Source organism: Virgisporangium ochraceum (assembly GCF_016863655.1).
In the GTDB taxonomy this organism is placed as follows: Bacteria; Actinomycetota; Actinomycetes; order Mycobacteriales; family Micromonosporaceae; genus Virgisporangium; species Virgisporangium ochraceum.
Window position 1 is genome coordinate 100,095 of record NZ_BOPH01000010.1, and the last position, 23,867, is coordinate 123,961.

The following is a 23,867-nucleotide window of genomic DNA, read 5'->3' on the forward strand; positions in this document are numbered from 1 at the left end:
ACACAAGGCCTGTGGACAGACCTGTGGAAAACGTCAGTAGACCCAGGGCTGGTCGGCCTGGTCGTACTGGGTCACCGGGACCAGCGGCGCATCCTCCGGCATGCGGTCGGTGTACAGCTGACCGTTGAGGTGGTCGATCTCGTGGGCCACCAGGCGGGCCACGGCCTGCTCGTAGGTCACGCGGATCCGTTCACCGGAGATCAGCGAGTTCTCCACCGTCAAGCGCAGCGGGCGGGCCACGAGCCCACGCACGTCGAAGAACGACAGGCAGCCCTCGAACTGCTCGTCGGTCTCGGCCGACGCGGCCACGACCCGCGGGTTCAGCAACACGATCGGCTCCCGCGCACCGACCGGGCGCACCACCGCGGCCGCCAGCGACAGGCCGAGCTGCGGCGCGGCCAGGCCGATGCCCTTGCGGAAGCGGTGCAACCGGGCCACGTGCACCAGGGCGAGCCCGAGCCGCTCGACGGTCTCCTCGGCCAGCGCCGACTCGCGGGGCAGGTCGAACCAGCGGCCCGGCGACTGGAGCACGTCGGCGCCCCGCTGGATGATGCCGGCCGCCGCCATCCGGACGCTGGGCGGCGCCGGCGCGGGCTCCGTGCGTCCCGGAACATAGTGACCACGGCCGTTACCGGCCGCGACCACGGTGCGCTGGGCGGGCACCGCCGACTCGGCCGGTTCGCGGAAGCGCCATTCGAGCCGGTAGCGGGCGTGCAGGGGCGGGTTCTCGCACTGCCAGCCGAAGACCGCGCGGTCGCCCTCGATCTCCTGCTCGATCGGGGTGCGCAGCGGCACCGACTCGGCGCTGAGCGTGGTCTCGACGCCCCACACCACCGGGCGCATGGCCATGGGCAGGTCGAGCTCGATGCGGATGCGCCTGGTCGGCAGCCGGACGGCGCGCTGGAACCACGGCCCCCACTTGTCGGCGCCGACGTGGTACGTGTACTGGATCATGGCGCGTTGGCCGGGGTAGAGCGGGAACCGGCCACGCTCGTTCTCGAAGAGGAGCCAGGCCTCCTTGAACGTGTCGCGGTCGGTCTTCGGGCGCCACTCCATGCGCTCGCCGCCGCAGCTGGCGATCAGGTGCAGTTCGTCCCAGGTGAGCGGGTGCTCGCGGTGGTACTGGTTCGACCGCTCGCTCTCGTTGGGAAAGCGGTCGACCGCGACCCGGATCAGGTACCTCGTGACCGGCTCGTTGCCGGCGTTGTACAGCGACCGGCGCACGGTGCAGCGGTACCGGCCGTCGACGTACGACAGCCGCGCGACCTCGCGCTCGACCACCAGACCGGCGCTGGGCGGCAGCCACGCGTCGGAGTCGCGCTGGCTGGGGATCTGGGCGGCGGGCGCGGTCGCGGCCTGGCGGGTGGCCCGCGACGACGCGCGGAGTTCGTCGTACTCGCGGAAACGCCGCCAGATCGCGCCGCCGGCCTGCAGAACGGCCTCGGCGCGTCGGGCGAAGTCTTCGGTGGGACGGTGGCGGTGCGCCTCGACATGGCTGAGGTAGGACGGGTCGAAGCCCATCTCGGCCGCCAACTGCTTCTTGGACAGACCGCGTTCGAGCCGCCAGCGTGCAAACTCTGTGACGAACTCCGCCGATGCCCGTTGTACGGGCGACTCGCCCGTGCCCATGTACCCAGCCCCCAGGGAGACGTCCCCTGTACGCTCAGTGTCACCGTCCTGACAGAACGGCATCACCAAGTCGACGGATTGCTGACAAAAGCCTTGACAGGGCATCGGCCGGGCGCGGTCGGCACACCGCTACCGGATTCGCGCCACTTTCCGTGACTGATCCGCACCGCATTCGGTCGTTGGTTAGCCTTCCCTAATACCTGTATGGTGAGGCGCTTGAAGGCTGGGATCGGGGGTAGACAACGGTGGTGCTGACCACGCCGCACGATGTGCTGGCAGCGTCGCTCTCCCCCGTGGTCACCACGCTACGTGACGTCGCGGTGAGACACGGTGAGACGGCGGTGCGCGGGCTCGCGCCCACCCTCGTCGTCGACGATCCCACGGGTTGGATCCCGGCCAGCGACCTCGTCGATGGCGACGGGCTCACCCGGTTCCTCTCGACCGCCGAGCAACGGTGGAAGGCGCAGCCGCACGTCGCCGCCGCCCTCGCCTGGAAGTGCTACTCCTACTGGCTGGCCCTGCCCGCGCTGATCGGCTACGCCGGCGCCCGCAGGGTGCCGCTGCCGGCGCTCGACGACGTCCTCGTGACGTACTCGGAGCACCAGCCGTTCCTCAAGCTCGCGCTGCGCCGTCCGTTCGTCGCCATGCTCGCCACCGACCCGCTCGCCGGCACGGCCCGCCCGGGCGTCCTCGTGCGGGCCGATGACAAGGCGTTGCTGGACGAGTTGAAGCGCGCCCTCGTGAGCGACCACCTCGACGCGCTCATGGCGGGCATCCGCGGCCGCGTACACCTGGGCAAGCGCACGCTCTGGGGCTCACTCGCCTCCGGCGTGGCGCACGCGCTCTACCGCGCCGCCGACTCGGTGCCGGGCCCGATCCTGCCGACGATCGACACGGTGCTCGGCGCGCTCGGCATCGACGACCTGGTCGACATCACCACCGACCCGGCCACGGGTGGCCTGCACATCGCCCGGCGCACGTGCTGCCTGGCGTTCACGCTGCCCGAGCCCAAGGTCTGCCGCGGCTGCTGCATCCGCTGAGGCTTTCAGCCGGCCGTCAGCGGCCGCACGTCCCAGACCCACATGCCGCCGAGCAGCTGACCCTGCCCGGCCAGCGCGTCGCAGATCGTCCGCAGCTCCTCGACCCGCCAGTGGTGCGCGGGCAGCACCAGCGTGGTCACGCCGGTCGCGCGGAAGTCGGTGGCGGCCTGTGCCCGGATCTCGGGGGTGACCGTCACCAGCGCGCCCTGCTCCGCCACCTGCCCGAGCATCGACATCGTGGGCGGGTAGATCGGCCCGAACATCGCCACCCGGTCGGGGTCGTTCGGGTTCGGGGCGAGGAAGTACCCGCCGAACATCCTGTAGTCGTGCTTCGTGGCGGTCTGCCACTGCATCGCGTGCAGGCTCGGGCTCCAGCCCGGCGGCACGCCGAGCACCACCCCGTCGCGGGGGATGTGGTCCTTGTACATGGCCGTGGTGAAGAACTCCGGCACGAACGGACGCGGGAACACCGGCAGCGGCGTCGGCGTCAGCGGACCGAGCACCATGGCGAGCACGGCGACGCCGAGCAGGCGCACCACCGTCCCCTCGACGTTCGTCTCCCCCTCCAGCGTCTCGGCGGTGCGGTGCCGCACGGCCTCGTCGTACCGTTTCACCGCGACCGCGAGCATGCACCCGACCACCGGGGTCACCACCAGCGCCAGCCGGGTCGGCACCACCGAGTCGAACAGCGGCAGCGCGTCGAGCCAGCCCCACGGCGCGATGATGTCGAAGGCCTCGCCGTTCTTCTTCGGCGCCGACCCGAGCGACAGCAACGTGAACACCAGACCGGTGACCGCCAACGACCGCACGATCGCGTCGCGGCGCAGCCAGATCACCACCGCGAGCAGCACGAGCAGCAGCGGCCAGCCGAAGAACGAGTTCTCCTCGGTGGCGCCCTGCGCGAGCTTCGCCGTCACCAGCGGGTCGCCGGCCACCGACCGGCGCGCGAAGTTCCAGTACCCGCCGAGATCGGCGCCGTACAGCAGGATGTAGTCGGGCAGGCCGCGGTAGTAGCCCTTGCCGAAGAACTGGTGGTAGAGGGGGTAGGCGAGCGCCACGCCGGCGACCAGCGCCGTCGTGCCCAGGCTCTTCAGGGCGTCGGGGACCCGCGTCCAGAGCTCGCGCGGCCGCGCGAACGCGTACGGGACCAGGAACACGAACAGCGCGAGCGCCGTGAGGAACAGCAGCTCCTCGTTGACGAACACCTGCAGCACCACGAGGCCGGCGAGGATCAGCCCGCGCATCGCCCAGTGCCGCCCGGGCAGGCCCAGCCTGGTGACGGCGAGCACGACGAACGGCAGCACGTACTGGCCGGAGATGTTCGGGTGCCCGGTCGCCTGCGAGACCATCGCCGGGGCGAACCCGCAGAACAGGCCGCCGACCGCCGCCGCCACCCGGTGGCCCAGCAGCCGGTTGAGCACGAAGTACCAGCTCGACGCGGTGCCGGCGAGCGCCATCGTGGTGATCACCGCGAACGTCACGTCGGCACCGAACAGCCAGGTGACCGGCGCGAGCGGCAGCGCGAGCGCGAGCACCGACGTGTTCGCCATCAGGTTGAGGCCGTACGGCGCGTTGATCTTGTCCGAGAACAGCGGGTTCTCGCCGTGGGCGATCGCGTTGGCGCCGTTGGTCAGGAGCCACTCGAAGAACACCTGGTCCTGGTAGTTGTCCAGGAGCATGAACGACCCCGGGCCGCCCCACAGGTCGTTGAGCAGGTAGACGGCGAACGCGAGAAACGCGAGATACGGGGCCAGCCGGTACACCAGCGGCGCCTGCTCCGGCTGGCTCTCCGCGGGCTCCGCGTCGTCCTCCGCGTCGTCCTCCGCGTCGTCCTCCGGCTCCTTCTCGAGGCTGACCGGATCGGGCGACCCGGGCGGTTCGCTCTCCGACTCCACAGCGGTACGCCGACCGTCTGCGGGCTCGTGCCCCGGTTCGCTCTGATCGATCGCCACGGCCGGAGTCTAGGCTGTTCCGCTATGTCAGAGACAGAAGGTGCTATCCGGACCATCGCGGAACGTGTCCGTACCCGTCACGCAGACGACCGGACCTGCCTGGACACCCAGATCCTCTGCCTGGCCGAGGAGGTGGGCGAGGCGATCCAGGCCTACCGCCGCGCCACCGGCCGGGCCCGGCAGCCCGCCACCTGGGAATCCGTGGCCGAGGAGCTGGCCGACATCGTGATCGTCACCCGGGTGACCGCCGAACTGGCCGGCATCGACCTCGACACCGCGATCAAGCGGAAGCTGGCCGCGATCGAAGCCCGCGGCGGGGTGTGACACCTGAAGCGGAGGGAGTGGGATTCGAACCCACGATGAGTTTCCCCATACCGGTTTTCAAGACCAGCGCCATCGGCCACTAGGCGACCCCTCCAGTGCCCACAGCTTAGCCGGGTACCCCGTTCGCCACGAACTGCCTTACGTCCCAGACCCAGCAGTCCTCGATCAGCCGCGGCGGGCCGAGGAGCTGCTGCACCGTGTTCTTCACCAGGTCGGACCGGGGCTGGGTGACCGGCAGCACCAGCGTGGTGACCTTGTAGTCGCGGAAGTCCTTCACGGCCTGCCGCCGGTGCTCATCGGTGATCAACGCGTCGACGCCGCCCTCACCGACGTACCAGATCAGGCGCATCGTGGGCGGGTAGGCGGGGCCGAAGTTCGCCCGGCGGGTCGGATCGCCCGGCGTCGGGGCCAGGTAGTAGCCGCCGACGATGTCGAAGTCGAGGTTCGTGTCGAGCTGCCACGACATCGCGCTGAGGTACGGCACCCAGCCGGGCGGGGTCGAGAGCACCACGCCGTCCTTCGGGACCACCTCGCGCCACGCGCCGCTGGTGAAGAACACCGGCGTGGGTGGCACGTGCGGCGGCGACGTGTCCAGCGGCGTCGGCGCGATGGGCAGCAGCGCCGCGATCACGATCGACGTCCACAGGATCCGGAACCGGACCGGCTGGAACCGGTCGATCGCCAGGGCGAGCAGGACACCGATCATCGGGGTCAGCGCCAGGCCGATTCGCGTCGGTACCACCGAGTTGAACAGCGGCAGCTCGGCGATGTAGTACCAGGGTGTCTTGATCTCGGTGGCCTCGCCGCCGATCAGCACGTACGGGCCGAGCGACAGCCACCAGAACCACACCGTGGTGATCAGCAGCGCGCGTCCGGCGGCCGACCGGACCAGCACGACCGCGACGCCCAGCAGCACGTACAGCAGGGGGACCCCGAAGAACGTGTTCTCCTCGGAGCCGCTGGAGGCCAGCTTGCTCGCGGTGGCGTGCGTGCCGCCGAGCACCGACTCGTACGAGTAGGACTTCACGGCCAGCAGGTCGGTACCCATGCCCTGCACGCCCAGCGGCAGCCCGTGGTACGCCGACGTTCCGAAGAACTGCCAGTACAACGGGTACGCCAGCACCACGCCGGCGACGGCCAGACACAGTCCGGCCGCCTTGAGCGTGGGGACCAGCAGCGCCCGCGCCTCGGACCGCCGCTGCACCGCCCACAGCGCCACGAACACGACCATGATCAGGGCGGTGAGGAACAGGACCTCTTCGTTGATGAACGTCTGGTAGATCACCAGGCCGGCCAGGATCAGGCCGTTGCGCCGCCACCGCTCCGGATCTTCGCGCAGCTTGATCACCCGGAGCACGATGAACGGCACCAGGAACTGGCTGACGATGTTCGGGTGGCCCTGCGCGTGCGAGATCATTCCCGGCGCGAAGCCGCAGAACGCTCCGCCGATGATCGCGGCGGCCCGGTTCGACACTAGGTACCGGGAGAAGACGTGGTACCAGGCGTACGCGGTGCCGGCCAGCCCCGCGGTCAGCATGATCAGGAACGAGATCCACGGACCGAACAGGATGGTGACCGGCGCGAGCGGGATCGCCCAGCCCAGCGCCGAGGTGTTCGCCATGAGGTTGAGGCCGAACGGCGCGTTGATCTGCTCCGCGAAGAACGGGTTCTCGCCGTGGGTGAAGATCCGCGAGGCATGGATGAGCATCCATTGAAAAAAGATCGGGTCGTCGCGGTTCTCCCGCAGGACCCCATCTCCACGCCACAATCCATATGTGACGAAAACCGCCATCCCGAGGAACGCGGCGGCTACGATCGCATCAGGAACCCATCGACGGATACGGATGCGTCGGGGGGCTTCGGCGAGTTGCGGTGCCGGTTCGGGAGCCTCGGAGGCAAGCGGCGTCACCGTGCTGCTCACCCTTGCTGCCTCCCTGCACCGTATGCGTCGGCCAACTGAACAGGCTGGTTCGTCGCCGAGCGAGGCGACTACCCGGGGCAGTGTACGGCGCCTGAGATGCTCCCGAAATCTCCCTTGGGTAGGCTACCCGGGTTCTAGCCGTACTGATCACCATGACTGACGACGGGAAACGAGCGCGGATGGCGGAGATCCTGGGCGACCAGAGGGTCCAGTCCGAGGTCCTTGAGGGCCTGTCGATGTGCGTGAACCACCGCAAGTGGTTCGCGGGCTTCGCGGTTCCCTACCTGGGCGACCACCCGATCGAGGTAAGTGCCGGACTGGGCGACTACGCGGAAGAATGGTTCGCGCACGTACCCCGCATGACGGTGTCGGAGGTGGAACCCGACCGCCTGGTGGCGCTCAAGGAGCGGTTCGCCGGCGACTCCAACATGGACGTCCGCGAGCTGATGCTTCCCGCAGGGGAGCCGGGCGACTACAGCGCGGCGGTCTCGTACAACGTTTTGGAACACATTGATGACGACGTGAGCGCGCTGCGGAGCATGGGCGAGCTCGTCCGCCCCGGCGGGCACGTGGTGATCGTGGTTCCGGCGTTCAACTGGGCGATGAGCCCGGCCGACATCGCCACCGGTCACGTGCGTCGATACACGAAGAAGTCGATGCGCAAGGCGATGGAGGCCGCGGGCCTCGAGATCGTGAAGCTGCACTACGCCAACATGTTCGGGCTCTTCGGCTACGTCTTCACCACGAAGATCCTTCGCCTCATGCCGGGGCCGGGCAAGCTGGTGTTCGTGTACGACCGCTTCGTCGCGCCGGTCAACCGGGCGCTGGAGAAGATCGCGAACCCGCCGTTCGGCCAGTCGGTCGTCGCGGTCGCGCGGGTCACCCGGAAAGACCAATAAGCTCGACGCGTGCACGCGATCGTCATCGCCGACGGCGGCGAACTCCGGTGGGCAGAGGTCGACGACCCGGTCCCCGGTCCCGGTGAGGTTCTCATCGATGTCGTCGCCGCCGGCGTCAACCGGGCCGACCTCATGCAGGCCGCCGGAAAGTACCCACCGCCCGCCGGAGCACCGCCCTACCCGGGCCTGGAGTGCTCCGGCCGCCTCACCGGCCGCGCCGGGAAGGGCCGGAGCCTGCGCGAGCGGAGCGAGCGCCTCGAGCAGGGCGACGAGGTATGCGCCCTGCTCGCCGGTGGCGGCTACGCCGAGCGGGTGGCCGTACCCGAGGCCTGCGTGCTGCCGGTCCCCCGGGGCATCTCCCTCGAAGACGCGGGCGCGCTGCCCGAGGTGGCCTGCACGGTCTGGTCCAACCTCCGGATGGTCGCCGGCCTCAGGGCCGGGGAGACCCTCCTGGTGCACGGGGGCGCCAGCGGCATCGGCACGTTCGCGATCCAGTACGCGGTGGCCCTCGGCTGCGAGGTCCACGCGACCGCGCGCAGGAGCAAGCACGCCGCGATCACCGCACTGGGTGCCACCGCGATCGACTACGAGTCGGAGGACTTCGCCGAGAAGGTCGCCGCCGACGTGGTGCTCGACATCATCGGCGGCCCGTACCTCGAGCGGAACCTCCGGGCGCTGAAGACCAACGGCCGGCTGGTGATCATCGGTGCGCAGGGCGGCCGCAGGGCCGAGCTCGACCTGGGCCTCCTGCTGGCCAAGCGGGCCACCGTCGCCGCCACGACGCTGCGGGCCCGCCCGCTGGAGGAGAAGGCGGCGATCGTCGCGGGCGTCCGCGACGAGGTCTGGCCGCTCGTGGAGCAGGGCCGCATCAAGCCGGTGATCGACCGCCGCATCCCGTTCCCGCAGGCGGCCGAGGCGCACCGGGTGATGACCGAGAGCGCCCACACCGGCAAGATCCTGCTGACTACCGCTTAGGCCTGCGCACCCGCTCGCGGGCCAGGATCGCCAGCGCCTCGACGCCGTCCTTCCAGGTGATCTTCTTGCCCTCTTCCCGGGTGCGGGCCCGGTAGCTGATCGGCACCTCGTACGGGCGCACGCCGCTGCGCAGCAGCTTGCCGGTGACCTCGGCCTCCATGCCGAACCCGCGCGACTTCACGTCGAGCGACCGGTACAGCGCCAACGGCATCAGCTTGAAGCACGTTTCCAGATCGCCGATGTAGCAGTTGAACAGCATGTTGGCGTACGTCGTGACCGCCCGGTTGCCCATCACGTACCAGAACGAGAAGGAGCTGTGCGATCCGAACGACCGGTTGCCGTAGACGACCTCGGCCTTCCCGTCGAGCACGGGGGCGAGGAGCTTCGGGATGTCCTGCGGGTCGTACTCGAGATCGGCGTCGAGGATCACCATGTACTCACCGCGGGCCGTCTCGGCCGCCTTGCGGATCGCCGCGCCTTTGCCCTGGTTACGGGGCTGGATGACGATGGTGAGCCGGGGGTCGTCGAGCCCACGGAGGATCTCGGCGGTGGCGTCGCGACTGCCGTCGTCGACGATCACGAGCTCCACCTCGCAGGGGTACGAGACGTCAAGCGCCTGCTTGACCGCATCCGCCACCCGGGCTTCCTCGTTGTAGACCGGCATCAGGATCGACAGCTTGACCATCGGCGTACTGTACCGGCCATGTCTGATCTCGCGTCGCTGGCCGCCTCGCAGTACGTCTCGCTGGCCTCCTACCGGCAGGACGGCACACCGGTATCGACACCGATCTGGGTGTGCGGGTACGAATCCGGCCTCGCCGTATGGACGGTCCGGTCGTCGTTCAAGGTCAAACGGATCGGACGCAACCCGGCGGTCACCGTGGCGCCGTGCAAGTTGCGCGGCGAGGTGACCGGACCCGCGGTGCCCGGCCGGGCCACGATCATGTCCGACGAAGAAACCGCGAAACTGCGGAAGGTGCTTGCCCGAAAGTACGGTCTGATGGGGTACCTGACCGTCTACGGAAGCCGGCTACGCCGGGGCAAGACCGGTACCGTCGGGATCCGCATTGATTTGGATTAATTCCAAAAGACTTCTCGTATACGGGAAGAGGCGCTTCCCGGAATCCCGGTAGCGCCTCTTCCCGTGTACAGGTCTGGCTGTGCGGTTGTCGTCAGTCGCCCTGGCGCTGCTGCGGGATCTGGCCCTGCAGCAGGGCGCGGACCTCGGACTCGCGGTACCGGCGGTGGCCCCCCAGCGTGCGGATCGCGCTCAGCTTTCCAGCCTTGGCCCACCGCGTGACAGTCTTCGGGTCGACCCGGAACATCGACGCAACCTCCGCCGGTGTCAGTAAAGGTTCCGGTTCGTGCGTGCGCGATGCCATCGGTTCTCCTCACATGTGCTCAAGAGCGAAGGCCGGGGTCCCGCCGGCCGAACGCGCTTCTCATGGTCCGGCTAGTCCCCGATGTCCGACATTACCCGAACGGATGAAGGTGACTGTATGGATGGATGATGAATCAGACGAATTTTCCGCTTTTAAGCGTGCGAATGCCGATTTCTCACGCTGATTGTCACCCTAAGTGGTCGCCTGATCCGAACCTACTTCATCTCGACCAGCAGCAAATCACCCATCAGATGACGGCAAATTGACCCATCCGGTCAACGTTTGGCAGCCGGAGGGACCCCTCGCCCGGATCTTGGGGAATGTGAAGGGTGCTGCTAGTTGCACCGTTCGAGGAGCTGAATGGCGCGCCAGCGCTCCACCAGCTGCTCGTACGCCTTCGTGGCGTCGTCGCCGCGGCCCTCCGCGACGGCGGTGAGGCCGTGCGCGATCAGGCCCGGCGAGTCGTCGGCGATGAGCTGGTCGTCGGACATGAGCGCGACCAGGCCGCCGTAGTCGAGCTCCACCAGGGAGCTGTCGTGGAACTCGTCGAGCCACCGGGAGGTCTCCGCGACGGCCTGGGTGATCGGCACGTCGCCCAGCGACCGTTCGAGGATCGCGTGCGCCTCCTGGGCCCGCGCGCGGGCCTTCGAGATCGCGCAGCGGTAGCGCAGCACCCGGCGGCCCGGGCGGGTGGACAGCTCCCGGTCGGCCAGGTCGACGAACGCGAACCACCGCAGCGGCACGCCCCACGTCGACACCTGCTCGTGCAGCCGGGGCAGGCCGTGCTCGAGCACCCGGGCGCCGCTGCGCCAGTCGTCGACGACCGACTGCGCCTGACCCGCGAGCGCCGGCGGCACGAACGCGTCGGCGATGACCGGCGGCACGCCGTCGCGCGCGGTCAGCGCCGCCTCGGCGACGCGCACCCGCAGGTTCCACGGGCAGATGAGCAGCGAGTCGCCCCACTCCAGGACGTAGGCCTCGTCGGGCAGGTTGGGCAGCCGCGTCCAGCTGGCGCCCAGCGCCTCGATCACCGAGGTGCGCTGCCGGCTCGGACCCTCGAGCGGCGCCACCGCGCGACCTTCCTTGACGTACCGACGCCAGTAGACCTGCCGTTCGCGGTCGAACGCGGCGAGCGGCTCGTACACGCGGAGGTAGGCGGCAAACAGGGACGGCACCTCGCGATCGTCGCACGGATAGGGGTCCATTTGATAACACGACGCGGTTACCTCACCAGCCAACAGCACTAGGCTGAAAATCATCACCGTCGCCTCACCGGCGACAGATCAACCGCTGCCGGCCCCACACCCCGGCCGGCGAGCGGAAGTCCCACAAGGACCGGCCACCACTCACGAGGAGCAGGCAATGACCGTATTCAGCGCTGAATCAGGTCACGAACAGGTCGTCTTCTGTCACGACAAGCCCACCGGACTTCGCGCGATCATCGCGCTCTACTCCACCGCCCTCGGCCCGGGGCTCGGCGGCACGCGGTTCTACCCGTACGCGAGCGAGGCCGACGCGGTCCACGACGCTCTCGAACTGTCCCGGAGCATGGCCTACAAGAACGCCCTCGCGGGCCTCGACCACGGCGGCGGCAAGGGCGTCATCTGGGGCGACCCCGACAAGGACAAGACCGAGCCGCTCCTGCGCGCGTACGGCCGGTTCGTCCAGTCGCTGGGCGGCCGCTACTACACCGCCTGCGACGTCGGCACCTATGTGCAGGACATGGACGTCGTGTCCCGCGAGACCCGGTTCGTCACCGGGCGGTCGGAGGTCAACGGTGGCGCCGGCGACTCCTCGGTCCTTACCGCCTACGGCGTCTACCAGGGCATGCGTGCGGCGGCCGAGCACAGGTGGGGCACCACGTCGCTGCGGGGACGCGCGGTCGGCGTCGCCGGGCTCGGAAAGGTGGGCAAGCACCTCACCCGGCACCTGCTCGACGACGGCGCCACGGTGGTCGCCACCGACGTCTCGGAGCGGGCGCTCGAGTGGGCGAGGACCCACCACCCCGAGGTGACGCTCGTGGCCGACGCGGAGGCGCTGATCCGCGAGCCGATCGACGTGTACGCGCCCTGCGCCCTCGGCGGCGCCCTCGACGACGACACCGTTCCGGCGCTGCGCGCCGCGGTCGTGGCCGGCGCGGCGAACAACCAGCTCGCCCACCCCGGCGTCGAGAAGCTGCTCGCCGAACGGGGCGTGCTGTACGTGCCCGACTACGTCGTGAACTCCGGCGGGGTCATCCAGGTCGCCGACGAGATCCACGGCTTCAACTTCGAACGGGCCAAACTGCGCGCGTCCGGGATTTTCGAGACGACACGCCAGATTCTGCGCCTGGCCGACGCCGAGGGCGTGCCTCCGGCGGTGGCCGCCGACCGGCTCGCCGAGCGCCGGATGGCCGACGTGGGGCGGCTGCGGAGCATCCTTCTGCCGTGACGACCGCAACGGCGGTCGGGTGCTTACGAGCGAACCTTCCGGGTGTGGAACGTTACCCGGAGGGCGAGATGCCGAAGTGTGCCTCCGACATGTACCGTATGAGCCACGAGAGATGCCTGACGTGAGGGGCATGCCGGTAATGGCTGCCCCGTAATTCTGTGCGAGGGGGTCGAGCCATGGGGCGCGGCCGTGCGAAGGCCAAGCAGACTAGGGTGGCCAGGGAGTTGAAATACCATTCCCCCAACACCGACCTCGCCGCGTTGCAGCGCGAGCTGGCGGGTGGCAACTCCAGGTCAAGTCCGGTCGACGACGAGTACGACGAGTTCGCCGCCGACGACGATGACGAGGGCGACGACCTAGACGACACCGGTGACTACACCGGTGACGACGACGACGGAAGCCCACCGGCCCGTCGGCGTTGACTCCTCAGCGCGTAGACCTTTCAGACGCCTACCTCCGCAGCAGCGTGGGTAGGCGTCACAGCGCGATGTCGACCGCGCGATGTGCACAAGGGCCCGCCACGGGCCGGCCCTTGTGCACAACAGCGGGAACAGCAGCTTGAACAGCTGCGGGAACAGGGCGCTGGGTCAGCGGGGGCGGTTGTTCCAGTTGTAGAACGTCGGGATGTTTTCGAAGTGGTTCCAGGCGCACACCGCTGCGCCGTCGGACCCCTCTTCGTCCCGCGTTGTACGCGCCTGCTCGGCTTCGGCCAGCAGCGCCGCCAGGCCGTCCGCGGCCTTCCGTACGCGCTGAGTCACGGGATCAGGTTCCGTGAGAGGCATGGTCGAGCACTCCCTCCAGTAGGCGGATCTTGCTGTTGCGGCAGTGGTCGGTCTCGGTGGCGTCGAAGCGGCCCAGCTCGAAGTAGCGGTTGGCCGCGTGGGCACCGCCGCAGAAGCCGAAGTACGGGCAGGTCGCCCGGCACTGCTCCACGCCGGTGAGGAACTCGCCGACCCAGCCGGGTCCGTCTGCCGCCGCACACAGAATCTGACGTAGTGGCGTGCTCAAAACGTTCCCCGACGAGAAGTCGCCGTACCGCTCGTCGCTGAACCCGGCCAGCTCCGGCGACAGCACGAACACCCGTCCGTCGACGGCGATCGTCGGGATCGGGTCGAGCCGCTTCGGCAGCACGTCGTCGGCCGCGCCGGCCAGCACGGCACCGGCGTACCGCAGCGCGTGCTCGATCTCCCGTACGTGGATCCGCGGGTTCCGCCGCCATTCGGCCACCAGGGCCGCCCAGAACGCGCGCACGTCCGCCTCGGCGTGCGCGTTGGCCCGGCCGTTGACGCCCTCCTGCTCCTCGATGTTGATGCCGAGGACGTCGCAGCCCAGGTCGAGAAAGTAGTGGTAGAGCTCCCCGGCCAGTTCCGGCCGCGGGTCACTCACCACGCAGAGAACCGAGAAGGGGACGTCGTGGGCACGCAGCGTCGCGATGCCGCGCTCGATCCGGTCGTAGGCGGGCTTGTGGGACCGCGTGACGCGGGCCGAGTTGCGTTCGGCGGGCCCGTCGACGCTGACGCTCACGTGCATGCCGTGTTCGGCGAAGAACGCGCACCACTCGTCGTCGATGAGGGTGGCGTTGGTCTGCACGTGGTGCTCGACGCCGCGGAACGGCGCCATCAGGTCGGCCAGGGCCGCCCGCCCGGCGGTCATCGGTTCGCCGCCGTGCCACACCACGGAGAACCGTTCGGTGCGACTAGCCCATTCGTTGACGTCGATGGCCACCGCTTCCGCGACGGCCACCGGCATCCGCTTGTTGAGGGCCCGTTCGGGCAGGTAGCAGTAGGTGCAGTCGAGATTGCACAGGGTTGTCGGCTGCATCACGACATAGCCCGGGACGGTGGCTATTCCACTCATCCCGGTCCATGCCATTGGTCCAGCGTAGGCGCTGCCGACCAGCGGGCTAAGCGCCTGTGATCAAAGGCGCGCTCAACCGCGCGTGTGGGAGCCCACCATCTGCACCGATCCGGTGCCCTCGACGACCTCACCCAGTTGCCACGACTCGATGCCGCGGCCGGCGAGGAAGGCCAGGGTGCGGTCGGCATCGGCCGGCGCCACGATCGCGATCATGCCCACGCCCATGTTGAACGTGCTCTCCATCTCCGGGTCGTCGATGCGGCCCTTCTCGCGCACGAGGTCGAAGATGGGCTGCGGCCGCCACGTCGACCGGTCGACGACCGCGTCGGCGTTGTCGGGCAGCACGCGGCTGAGGTTGCCGGGCACGCCACCGCCGGTGATGTGGGCCAGCGCGCGCAGGTCGGCCTCCTTCATGAGGTCGAGGCAGTCCCGCGCGTAGATCTTGGTCGGCGTGAGCAGTTCCTCGCCCAGGGTGCGCTGGTGGCCGAACTCGTCGAACACCGTGTCGAGCCGCATCCGGCCGGCGCCCAGGAGCACGTGCCGCACCAGCGAGTAGCCGTTGGAGTGCAGGCCGCTCGAGCGCATCGCGATGACCGCGTCGCCGACCTCGACCCGGTGCTTGCCGAGGATCGCGTCGTGCTCGACGACGCCCACGCCGGTCCCGGAGATGTCGTACTCGTCGGGACGCATGACGCCCGGGTGCTCCGCCGTCTCGCCACCGAGCAGGGCGCAGCCGGCGTACCGGCAGCCGTCGGCGATGCCCGCGCCGATCTCGGAGATCCGGTCGGGCACCACCTCGCCGCAGGCGATGTAGTCGAGCAGGAACAGCGGCTCGGCGCCGCACGCCACCAGGTCGTCGACCACCATCGCGACCAGGTCGATACCGACGGTGTCGTGGATACCCATCGTCTGCGCGATGACGAGCTTGGTGCCCACACCGTCGGTCGACGACGCCAGCACCGGCTCCTTGTACTTCGACATGTCGAGCTTGAAGAGCCCGGCGAAACCGCCGAGGTCACCGAGGACCTCGGGCCGGGTGGTGCGCTTCACCTTCGACTTGAGCATCGCCACCGCCTGCTCTCCGGCGTGGATCGACACACCGGCGTCTGCGTAGGTCACGGTACGGCGGCGAGCGGTTCGGCCGCCGGCGTTCCAGAGGCGCTTGTCGGGGCTGTTGGGTCCGGACCCACCGCCGGTTGGGCGTTCATCCACGTGCGTCACGTTCTCCCCTTGTTCGGTCGCGACGGCTTGAAGCGCTAGAGAGGTGGTCGGGTGGAGCTGAGACGGGATCCGCGGCGTCAGGGCCGCTGGAGCGCGTCGGCTCCACCCGCGCTCGGCACCAGGCCCACGCCCGGGCCCGGACCGGCACCCACACCGACCGCGGCTCCGTGAGGTTGGGCCGCGACCCGCGCGAGCCCTTCCAGCACGTGCTTGCCGATGACGTTGTCGGGCGGCAGGTCGATCGGGTAATGCCCGTCGAAGCAGGCCGCGCACAGCCGGCTCTTCGGCTGCTCGGTGGCCGCGATGAGCCCTTCGAGCGAGACGTAGCCGAGCGAGTCGGCGCCGATCGAGCGCCGGATGCCCTCCAGGTCGAGGCCGTTGGCCAGCAGCTCGGCCCGGGTGGCGAAGTCGATGCCGTAGAAGCACGGCCACTTCACCGGCGGCGCCGAGATGCGCACGTGCACCTCGATCGCGCCCGACTCGCGCAGCATGCGCACGATCGCCCGCTGGGTGTTGCCGCGCACGATCGTGTCGTCGACGACGACCAGCCGCTTGCCGCGGACGTTGTCGCGCAGCGGGTTGAGCTTGAGCCGGATGCCGAGCTGCCGGATCGTCTGCGACGGCTGGATGAACGTGCGGCCCACGTAGGCGTTCTTGACCAGACCCGAGCCGTACGGGATGCCCGACTCGGCGGCGTACCCGATCGCGGCCGGCGTGCCCGACTCGGGCACCGGGATCACCATGTCGGCCTCGGCCGGGTGCTCGCGGGCCAGCGTGCGTCCGATCTCGACCCGCGCCGCGTGCACGTTGCGACCGACGATCGTGGTGTCGGGACGGGCGAGGTACACGTACTCGAAGAGGCAGCCCTTCGGGTCGGGCGCCGCGAACCGGCTCGACCGCAGGCCGTGCTCGTTGATCGCGATCAGCTCGCCGGGCTCGATCTCCCGCACCACGCTCGCGCCGACGATGTCGAGCGCCGCGGTCTCGCTGGCCACCACCCAGCCGCGCTCCAGCCGGCCGAGCACCAGCGGACGCACGCCGTTGGCGTCACGGGCCGCGTACAGCGTGTCCTCGTCCATGAAGACGAAGCTGAACGCGCCGCGCAGCGTCGGGAGGACCTCGAGCGCGGCGGCCTCGACCGACAGGTCGGGACGGGCCGCGAGCAGCGCGGTGACCAGAGCGGTGTCGGACGTGACACCGGGCTCGGCGAGGCCGAGGTCGGCCACCCGCACGGCGAGCTCGGCGGTGTTCACGAGGTTGCCGTTGTGCGCCAGCGCGATCGTCGACGACCCGGACGGCGTGGCCCGCAGCGTCGGCTGGGCGTTCTCCCACGTGGAGCCGCCGGTGGTGGAGTACCGCGTGTGCCCGACCGCGAGGTACCCGCGCAGCGACGCGAGGGCCGGCTCGTCGAACACCTGGGCCACCAGGCCGAGGTCCTTGAAGACGGTGACGCCCGAACCGTCGGAGACCGCGATGCCGGCCGCCTCCTGCCCACGGTGTTGGAGCGCGTACAGACCGAAGTAGGTGAGCTTCGCCACCTCTTCGCCCGGGGCCCAGACCCCGAAGACGCCACAGGCGTCTTGCGGGCCAGGGCCTTGCGGGTCGATGTCGTGGCTGAGCCGGCCATCGCCTCGGGGCACTACCGCTCCCTCAATGTCAGGCGCTTGATGTAGCGAGGTGGCTGTTCGGGGAATCTCACTGGGGAAGGTCAGAGACCACCGGGCGATCGGTGCCCGCCGGGGGTCGCCGTCGCGGATCACAGTGTACGTGAGCACACGGCGAACAGGCACGGTCAGCGGTGCGCTTTCCCCCGCCGGGCAGCCATCCGCGCTGGTGGTGCCCACATTGACCGGGTCTAGCCCGCCTCGGCGTGGCGGATCGGGAGGAACTCGCTGAGGTCGGCCCGCGTGCCACTGGCCCGGATGCGGCCCGCCGCCACCGCGTCGGCCCAACTCGATCGACCGGTGGCCACCTCGACCCAGGTGATCGGGTCCATTTCCACGACATTCGGTGGAGTTCCGCGGGTGTGCCGTAATCCAGGGACACACTGCACAGCCCCGTACGGCGGCACCCGCACCTCGACCGACCTGCCCGGACTAGCGGACGCAAGCGCCCCCAGCAACCACCGGACGGCGGCGCGTAAGGTGGATCGGTCCGGTTCGACACCGTCGTCGAGCACCGTGAGAAGCCTTAAGACAGCTTCATATTCTGGGCGCGTAGCGGACACACCTGGACAATATGGCCGCGGGAAATAGGAAGGCAACATCGGTCGCCTTTCGCGCGGACAGAAGTCTAGGGCATAGTTTGCTGCGGTGAAGAAGGCAAGTGCAAGATCATAGCCGTCGATGCCGGAGGGGATACTGACGTGACTGCGCAACGACGAGGCCTCCTGCTGCGGTCAGCCGTAGTGGGCGCACTGGTCAGCGGAGCCGTGCTGTTCCTGCCGGCCGCGCCCGCGCTCGCGAACGTGACTGCCAACCCGGGCCAGCTCACGCTGAAGCCCGGCGAGCAGAAGCAGATCACCATCACGCTGACCCCGCCGCAGTCCCTGAATCCCGAGGCGAACATCTCCGTCAACGGGCTGGGGAACGACGTCACTCTCAGTGGCCCGGGCGGTTGCTCCGCCAGCGGCGGCGGCCTCCGCTGCAACGACAACGCCTTCGACGAGCAGGACAACGACCAGCGGGTCACCATCACGATCAGCGCGAAGAACCCGAGCAGCCTCCAGCCGGGGCAGAACCGCGAAGGGTCGATCAACGTCGACGCCAACGGTGGAGACGACAGCGTCAACGTCACCCTGCAGGGTCCGCAGCAGGCGGCCTCGGCCACCGAGGTGAACGGCACGGTCACCGACCAGGCCACCGGCGACGGTGTGCCGGGCGCTCAGGTCACGCTGAAGGACAGTGCCGGCAACACGCACGACGCCACGGCCAACAACCAGGGCAAGTACACGATCAGGCCGTCGAACAACAAGCCGATCGTGGCCGGGCAGGTCACCGTCACCGCGTCCAAGGAGAACTTCACCGACGCGACGGCCACGCAGACCGCGGTGGCCGGTCGGGCGCTCACCCTGAACATCCGCATGAAGCCCACGGCGGCCAGCGCGGAACCGTCGGCGCCGGTGGCGTCGGAGCAGCAGCCCACCACCGAGCCGAGCGGTGAGGCGTCGGAGCCCGTGGCGCAGCAGAACACGTCCGGCGACGGCGAAGGCCCGAGCATGCTCTCGTGGGCGCTGATCGGCATGGGTGTGCTGCTCGTGCTGCTCGGCATCGGCGCGATCGTGCTCCTGGTGATGCGCCGCAAGGACGACGGCGAGAGCGAAGACGCCGACGGGTACGGCGGCAACCCGCAGATGGCGCCGGCCGGTGCCGGCGCGTACGACCGCACGATGGTCGGCGGCCACTCGAACGCCAACGACCAGACCGCGATCGTCGGCCCGCAGCAGCAGCTCGACGAGTTCCCCGACCCGTACGCCGCCCCGGCTCCGGCACCCACCCGCGTCGGTGGCGCCTACAGCGGCGGCTACGACGACACCCAGGCCGGCTACGGCGGGGGTGGCGACGCTGGCTACGGCAACGGCAACGGTCGGGGCGACGGGTACGGCAACGGCGGCGGCTACCGTGACGACCGCGGCTACGGCGCCCAGCAGGGCGGCTACGACGAGCCTCGCGGTGGCGGCTACGGCGGCGGTGGTGGAGGCGGCTACGCCGACCAGGCGACCGGCGTCTACCAGGGCGGCGCCAACGGCTCCGAGTACGGTGCCAACGGTTCGGGCTACGGCGGCGGTGCCAACGGGTACGGGGGCGGCGGCTACGGAGGCGGCGCCAACGGCGCGGCGAACGGTGGCGGTGCCAACGGCTACGGCGGCGGCTACGACGAGGGCGACTACGGTCGCCGCGGCGGTGGTTACCAGGGCCAGGGCGGCGGCTACGACCGCGGCGGCGACTACGCCGGTGACCCCCGCAACGGCCGCGGCCGCTCCAACGACTGGCCGGAGTAGACCCTCCCGGCAGTAGACGTGATCACTGGACGGCCGGCGCGAATGCGCCGGCCGTCAGTGTCGGTACCACCGCGGAGCAGTCGCGCTCGACGGCCAGTTCCACGTCGCCGGCGAAGTCGCGGGCGAGAAGCTCGCGGCCCGACTCGCTGCCACGCACCGCCGCCGCCACGTCGGGTACGCCGGCCAGGGCGGCCAGTGCGACGGCCGCCTCGACGCTGAGCAAGGTGTCGACGTCGGCCAGGGTGTCGATCACCGCGGCGGCGCCGAGCAGGTCCTCCACGCAGGGGCGGAGCTGGCCGTCCGGCCAGCGTTCGCCGGCCGCGACCACACCGACGGGTGCGTCAAGGGTCCCGAAGGACTGGCTCCGGAGCCAGCGGCCGACCGCCGACGCGTTGCGGAAGCAGGCGGCCACCACGGGCAGGCCGGTCGACGCGGCGGCGGCGGAGATCGCCGACCCGTTCGGCGACGGCAGCACGAGGTCGGGCACCACCGGCGCGTTCGCCAGCGCCGCCGGCGAGAGCGAGTACGGCTGGCGGGCGGAGACCGCTCCCCGCTCGACGGCGACCACGGCACCGACCCGCTCGGCGTACGCGCGCGCCTGCTCACCCCACGGGAACGGGTGGACCCGGATCCCCCGCTCGACCGCCACGCAGACGGCCGTGCTGAACGACAGCACGTCGACCAGCACCAACGCGGCACAGTCGCGGGCGAGCTCGGCCGCGCCGGTGACGCCCCACTCGAACCGGACCGACGTCCCGCCCTGGATCAAGCCGGGGCGTCTTCCTCGCGCTCGTCGTCGGCCGGTGCGGCCGCCGCGCGCAGCTCGACCAGCTCCTCGGCCGCGTCGGCGGTGACCGGTGCCGGCCCGGCCTGCTCGCCGAACAGCGCGGGCAGCGTGCCGGACCAGGCCGCACGCAGCTCGTCGAGCGGAATGCGGAACTGCCCGCGGACATCGAGCGCGCCGCCACGGGAGTCGACCACGCCGAGAGGCGTGTACGGCACCCCGCGCTCGGCGCACAACGCCGTGAACGCCTTCTCGTGGCCGCGCGGCACCGACACCAGCGCCCGCGCCGTCGACTCCGAGAACAGCAGCGTGAACGGGTCGACGTCGTCGGGCAGCAGCAGCGCCGCGCCGTGCCCGTAGCGCAGGCACGACTCGACCAGCGCCTGGGCCAGGCCACCGTCGGAGAGGTCGTGGGCGGCGCCGACGTGACCGCGCACCGCCGAGTCGGCCAGCAGCGTGCCCAGCTTCTTCTCCGCGGCCAGGTCGACCTTGGGCGGCTCGCCGCCGAGGTGCTGGTGCGTCACCCAGGCCCACTCGGAGCCGGAGAACTCGTTCCGCGTCTCGCCGAGCAGGAGGATGACGTCGCCGTCGGCGTTGAAACCCATCGGTGTGCGGTAACCGACGTCGTCGAGCACGCCGAGCACGCCGACGATCGGCGTCGGGTGGATCGGGGCGGCGCCGGTCTGGTTGTAGAAGCTGACGTTGCCGCCGGTCACCGGGATGCCGAGCTCCTGGCAGCCGTCGGCGAGCCCGCGGACGGCCTCGGCGAACTGCCACATGACGGCCGGGTCCTCGGGCGAGCCGAAGTTCAGGCAGTCGGTGACGGCCACCGGCACCGCGCCGGTGACGGCGACGTTGCGGTACGACTCGGCCAGCGCCAGCTTCGCGCCCTGGTACGGGTCGAGCCGGGTGAACCGGCCATTGCCGTCGACGGAGATCGCGATGCCGAGGCCGCTCTCCTCGTCGATGCGCACGACACCGGCGTCCTCCGGCTGGGCGAGCACCGTGTTGCCGAGCACGTACCGGTCGTACTGCTCGGTGACCCAGGTCTTGTCGCACAGGTTCGGGCTCGCGGCCAGGCGCAGCAGGGTCTCGCGCAGGTCGTCGCCGGTGCGCGGCCGGGGCAGCGTCTCGGCGCGGTCGGCCTGCAGCAGGAAGCGGTCGTTGGGTTCGCGCATGGGACGCGCGTAGACCGGGCCGTCGTCGGCCAGCGACCCCGGCGGCACATCGACCACCGTCTTGCCGCGCCACGAGATGACGAGCCTTCCTGCCGGCCCCTCGGTGACCTCGCCCAGCGCGGTGGCCAACAGGCCCCACTTCTGCGCGACGGCGAGCACCGCGTCGAGCTTGGCCGGGTCGACGATCAGGAGCATGCGCTCCTGCGACTCGCTCGCCAGGATCTCGTGGGGCAGCATCGACGGCTCGCGCAGCGGCACGCGGTCGAGCTCGATCTTCATGCCGGTGCCGGCGGCGGCCGCGGTCTCGGCGAGAGCACAGGTGAGCCCGGCGCCGCCGAGGTCCTGGATGCCGACGAGGAGCCCGGCGTCGTAGATCTCCAGGCACGCCTCGATCAGCAGCTTCTCGAGGAACGGGTCGCCGACCTGCACGCTCGGACGGCGGGCCTGGCTCTCGTCGTCGAACGTGGCACTGGCCAGAACGGAAACGCCGCCGATGCCGTCCCGACCGGTCTTCGCTCCGAGCAGCACCACGACGTTGCCGGCGCCGGTGGCTTCCTTCTTCTGCAGCCGGTCGACCGGCAGCACCCCGACGCACAGCGCGTTGACCAGCGGGTTGCCCTGGTAGCACGGGTCGAACACGACCTCGCCGCCGATGTTGGGCAGGCCGAGGCAGTTGCCGTAGCCGCCGATGCCGGCGACCACTCCGGGCAGCACCCGGCGGGTGTCGGGGTGGTCGGCAGCACCGAACCGCAGCGGGTCCATGACGGCCACCGGCCGCGCGCCCATCGCGATGATGTCGCGGACGATGCCGCCGACGCCGGTGGCCGCGCCCTGGTGCGGCTCGACGAAGCTCGGGTGGTTGTGCGACTCGACCTTGAACGTCACGGCGATCGTGTCGGAGACCTTGATGACGCCGGCGTTCTCACCGATGCCGGCGAGCATGCGGTCGGACTTCGGCGCCTTCTCGCTGAACTGGCGCAGGTGCACCTTGCTCGACTTGTAGGAGCAGTGCTCACTCCACATGATCGAGTACATCGCCAGCTCGGACTGCGTGGGCCGCCGGCCGAGGATGTCGCGGATGCGCTGGTACTCGTCGTCGCGCAGGCCCAGCTCGGCATAGGGCTGGTCGTCGTCGGGGGTGGCCGCCGCGTCTTCGACGGTGTCGAAGCGGGGGCCGTCCTGATCTTCGACGTCTCGGTCGAGCTCCTGGAGGGTCACGCCGAAACCTTTCCGGAGAGCGCGCTCAGCACGCTGGTGAAGAAGCCCAGGCCGTCGACGGACGGGCCCGTGAGCGCTTCGACGGCGTGCTCGGGATGCGGCATCAGGCCGACGACGTTGCCGGCCTCGTTCGTGATACCGGCGATGTCGCGCAGCGAACCGTTCGGGTTGTGGTCGCCCTCGGCCAGACCCTTGCCCGGCACGTAGCGGGCCACGATGCGACCGCTCGACTCGAGCAGGTCGAGCGTCTTCTCGTCGGCGACATAGCTGCCCTCGCCGCTCTTGAGCGGGATCAGGATGTTCTGACCGGCGTCGAACCGGCCGGTCCACGCCGTGGTGACCGATTCGACGCGCAGCCACTGGTCGCGGTTGCGGAAGTGCAGGTGGTGATTGCGGGTCAGGCCACCGGGCAGCAGGTGCGCTTCGCAGAGGATCTGGAAGCCGTTGCAGATGCCGAGCACCGGCATGCCGTCGCCGGCCGCCTTCACGATCGACTCCATCACCGGCGCGAACCGGGCGATCGCGCCGCAGCGCAGGTAATCGCCGTAGGAGAACCCGCCGGGCAGGATCACCGCCTCGACGCCCTGCAGGTCGGGGTCGTCGTGCCAGAGCGCCACGCCCTCGCCGCCGGCGAGGCGCACGGCCCGCAGCGCGTCACGGTCGTCGAGCGAACCGGGGAACGTGACGACGCCGACGCGCGTCATTTCTCCGCCTCGGCCGTGCCAAATGCGCTCGCTCCGCTCGCGCGGGCCTCCGGCGCATGGATGACAAAGTCTTCGATCACCGGGTTGGCCAGCAACTTGTCGGCGATCTCGCGGGCTTGGTCGAGATCGAGTTCTCCGTCGAACTCGAGTTCGATCCGCTTCCCGATACGCACCGAGGTGACCCCGGTGACCCCCAGCCTGGGGAGGGCGTTTGCTACCGCCTGCCCCTGTGGGTCGAGAATCTCGGGCTTCAGCATGACGTCGACGACGACCCGGGCCACTGCGTTTCTCCTGGACGTGTTCGGCGGACGGAGCGGATCGAGCCTACCCGTCGCTTCGATGCCGGCGTACGG

23 protein-coding genes and 1 tRNA gene are annotated in these 23,867 nt (G+C 70.0%); 8 read left to right on the plus strand and 16 right to left on the minus strand.

The window, feature by feature from the left end:
- Window positions 1–33 precede the first annotated feature (33 nt).
- Entirely contained in the window at window positions 34–1,629 is a 1,596-nt protein-coding gene (locus Voc01_RS04000; protein WP_203925865.1) for a peptide deformylase, read from the minus strand.
- Between the two features lie 251 nt (window positions 1,630–1,880).
- On the opposite strand from Voc01_RS04000, the gene Voc01_RS04005 reads away from it, so the two are divergent.
- On the plus strand, window positions 1,881–2,669 hold the full coding sequence (locus Voc01_RS04005) for a hypothetical protein (protein WP_373873783.1): 789 nt from the start codon (window positions 1,881–1,883) through the stop codon (window positions 2,667–2,669).
- Window positions 2,670–2,674: 5 nt separating this feature from the next.
- Here the strand turns inward: Voc01_RS04005 and Voc01_RS04010 are convergent, their stop codons facing one another.
- Window positions 2,675–4,621: a hypothetical protein gene (locus Voc01_RS04010; RefSeq protein WP_203925866.1), complete on the minus strand. Its 1,947-nt coding sequence runs from the start codon at window positions 4,619–4,621 to the stop codon at window positions 2,675–2,677.
- A gap of 24 nt (window positions 4,622–4,645) precedes the next feature.
- Between Voc01_RS04010 and Voc01_RS04015 the strand changes: the two genes are divergently transcribed.
- A complete protein-coding gene (locus tag Voc01_RS04015; RefSeq protein ID WP_203925867.1) occupies window positions 4,646–4,945 on the plus strand; it encodes a MazG nucleotide pyrophosphohydrolase domain-containing protein in 300 nt (99 codons plus the stop codon).
- Window positions 4,946–4,954: 9 nt separating this feature from the next.
- Here Voc01_RS04015 and Voc01_RS04020 read toward each other — a convergent pair.
- Window positions 4,955–5,039, minus strand: a tRNA-Ser gene (locus tag Voc01_RS04020).
- 12 nt (window positions 5,040–5,051) lie between these two features.
- Window positions 5,052–6,653 carry a glycosyltransferase family protein gene (locus Voc01_RS04025; protein ID WP_203925868.1) on the minus strand — a complete coding sequence of 534 codons (1,602 nt, stop codon included), beginning with the start codon at window positions 6,651–6,653 and terminating at the stop codon, window positions 5,052–5,054.
- Window positions 6,654–7,045: 392 nt separating this feature from the next.
- Between Voc01_RS04025 and Voc01_RS04030 the strand changes: the two genes are divergently transcribed.
- Together Voc01_RS04030 and Voc01_RS04035 are read left to right on the plus strand one after the other, a co-directional pair.
- Window positions 7,046–7,765, plus strand: a complete 720-nt coding sequence (locus Voc01_RS04030) for a class I SAM-dependent methyltransferase (RefSeq protein ID WP_203925869.1) — start codon at window positions 7,046–7,048, stop codon at window positions 7,763–7,765.
- A 9-nt stretch (window positions 7,766–7,774) separates the two neighbouring features.
- On the plus strand, window positions 7,775–8,740 hold the full coding sequence (locus tag Voc01_RS04035) for an NAD(P)H-quinone oxidoreductase (RefSeq protein WP_203925870.1): 966 nt from the start codon (window positions 7,775–7,777) through the stop codon (window positions 8,738–8,740).
- Here the strand turns inward: Voc01_RS04035 and Voc01_RS04040 are convergent.
- Entirely contained in the window at window positions 8,730–9,425 is a 696-nt protein-coding gene (locus tag Voc01_RS04040) for a glycosyltransferase family 2 protein (RefSeq protein WP_203925871.1), read from the minus strand. The genes Voc01_RS04035 and Voc01_RS04040 overlap by 11 nt on opposite strands.
- Before the next feature lie 18 nt (window positions 9,426–9,443).
- On the opposite strand from Voc01_RS04040, the gene Voc01_RS04045 reads away from it, so the two are divergent.
- Window positions 9,444–9,821, plus strand: coding sequence for a PPOX class F420-dependent oxidoreductase (locus Voc01_RS04045; RefSeq protein ID WP_203925872.1), 378 nt, complete (start codon window positions 9,444–9,446; stop codon window positions 9,819–9,821).
- Between the two features lie 91 nt (window positions 9,822–9,912).
- Here Voc01_RS04045 and Voc01_RS04050 read toward each other — a convergent pair whose 3' ends face one another.
- Both Voc01_RS04050 and Voc01_RS04055 read right to left on the minus strand, forming a co-directional pair.
- Window positions 9,913–10,122, minus strand: a complete 210-nt coding sequence (locus tag Voc01_RS04050; RefSeq protein ID WP_007073996.1) for a BldC family transcriptional regulator — start codon at window positions 10,120–10,122, stop codon at window positions 9,913–9,915.
- Between the two features lie 335 nt (window positions 10,123–10,457).
- Complete coding sequence (locus Voc01_RS04055; protein WP_203925873.1) at window positions 10,458–11,297, minus strand: DUF8083 family protein; 840 nt, start codon at window positions 11,295–11,297, stop codon at window positions 10,458–10,460.
- Between the two features lie 187 nt (window positions 11,298–11,484).
- Between Voc01_RS04055 and Voc01_RS04060 the strand changes: the two genes are divergently transcribed.
- Window positions 11,485–12,552, plus strand: coding sequence for a Glu/Leu/Phe/Val dehydrogenase dimerization domain-containing protein (locus Voc01_RS04060; RefSeq protein ID WP_203925874.1), 1,068 nt, complete (start codon window positions 11,485–11,487; stop codon window positions 12,550–12,552).
- A 176-nt stretch (window positions 12,553–12,728) separates the two neighbouring features.
- On the plus strand, window positions 12,729–12,974 hold the full coding sequence (locus Voc01_RS04065) for a DUF3073 domain-containing protein (RefSeq protein WP_203925875.1): 246 nt from the start codon (window positions 12,729–12,731) through the stop codon (window positions 12,972–12,974).
- A gap of 165 nt (window positions 12,975–13,139) precedes the next feature.
- Here Voc01_RS04065 and amcA read toward each other — a convergent pair whose 3' ends face one another.
- The 5 genes from amcA to Voc01_RS04090 form a co-directional block, all read right to left on the minus strand.
- Window positions 13,140–13,334, minus strand: coding sequence for a multiple cyclophane-containing RiPP AmcA (gene amcA, locus Voc01_RS04070; protein WP_203925876.1), 195 nt, complete (start codon window positions 13,332–13,334; stop codon window positions 13,140–13,142).
- Complete coding sequence (gene amcB / locus Voc01_RS04075) at window positions 13,315–14,409, minus strand: cyclophane-forming radical SAM peptide maturase AmcB (protein ID WP_203925877.1); 1,095 nt, start codon at window positions 14,407–14,409, stop codon at window positions 13,315–13,317. The genes amcA and amcB overlap by 20 nt, the downstream gene beginning before the upstream one ends.
- 72 nt (window positions 14,410–14,481) lie before the next feature.
- Entirely contained in the window at window positions 14,482–15,630 is a 1,149-nt protein-coding gene (purM, locus tag Voc01_RS04080; protein ID WP_203925878.1) for a phosphoribosylformylglycinamidine cyclo-ligase, read from the minus strand.
- Between the two features lie 77 nt (window positions 15,631–15,707).
- On the minus strand, window positions 15,708–17,270 hold the full coding sequence (gene purF, locus Voc01_RS04085; protein ID WP_203925879.1) for an amidophosphoribosyltransferase: 1,563 nt from the start codon (window positions 17,268–17,270) through the stop codon (window positions 15,708–15,710).
- A 215-nt stretch (window positions 17,271–17,485) separates the two neighbouring features.
- Window positions 17,486–17,857 (minus strand): sterol carrier family protein, encoded by a 372-nt coding sequence (locus tag Voc01_RS04090; protein ID WP_239159932.1) that lies wholly within the window; start codon window positions 17,855–17,857, stop codon window positions 17,486–17,488.
- Window positions 17,858–18,037: 180 nt separating this feature from the next.
- Here Voc01_RS04090 and Voc01_RS04095 point away from each other — a divergent pair, with 180 nt between their 5' ends.
- Window positions 18,038–19,630, plus strand: a complete 1,593-nt coding sequence (locus Voc01_RS04095) for a carboxypeptidase regulatory-like domain-containing protein (RefSeq protein ID WP_203925880.1) — start codon at window positions 18,038–18,040, stop codon at window positions 19,628–19,630.
- Between the two features lie 22 nt (window positions 19,631–19,652).
- Here the strand turns inward: Voc01_RS04095 and Voc01_RS04100 are convergent, their stop codons facing one another.
- From Voc01_RS04100 to purS, 4 genes are read right to left on the minus strand one after another with little or no spacing between them, the layout of a single operon-like run.
- Entirely contained in the window at window positions 19,653–20,399 is a 747-nt protein-coding gene (locus Voc01_RS04100; RefSeq protein WP_239159928.1) for a 2-phosphosulfolactate phosphatase, read from the minus strand.
- Window positions 20,396–22,810 carry a phosphoribosylformylglycinamidine synthase subunit PurL gene (gene purL / locus Voc01_RS04105; protein WP_203925881.1) on the minus strand — a complete coding sequence of 805 codons (2,415 nt, stop codon included), beginning with the start codon at window positions 22,808–22,810 and terminating at the stop codon, window positions 20,396–20,398. The genes Voc01_RS04100 and purL overlap by 4 nt, the downstream gene beginning before the upstream one ends.
- Window positions 22,807–23,514, minus strand: a complete 708-nt coding sequence (gene purQ, locus Voc01_RS04110) for a phosphoribosylformylglycinamidine synthase subunit PurQ (protein WP_203925882.1) — start codon at window positions 23,512–23,514, stop codon at window positions 22,807–22,809. The genes purL and purQ overlap by 4 nt, the downstream gene beginning before the upstream one ends.
- Window positions 23,511–23,795 (minus strand): phosphoribosylformylglycinamidine synthase subunit PurS, encoded by a 285-nt coding sequence (purS, locus tag Voc01_RS04115; RefSeq protein WP_203925883.1) that lies wholly within the window; start codon window positions 23,793–23,795, stop codon window positions 23,511–23,513. Before purS ends, purQ begins: the two co-directional genes overlap by 4 nt.
- Window positions 23,796–23,867: the final 72 nt, after the last annotated feature.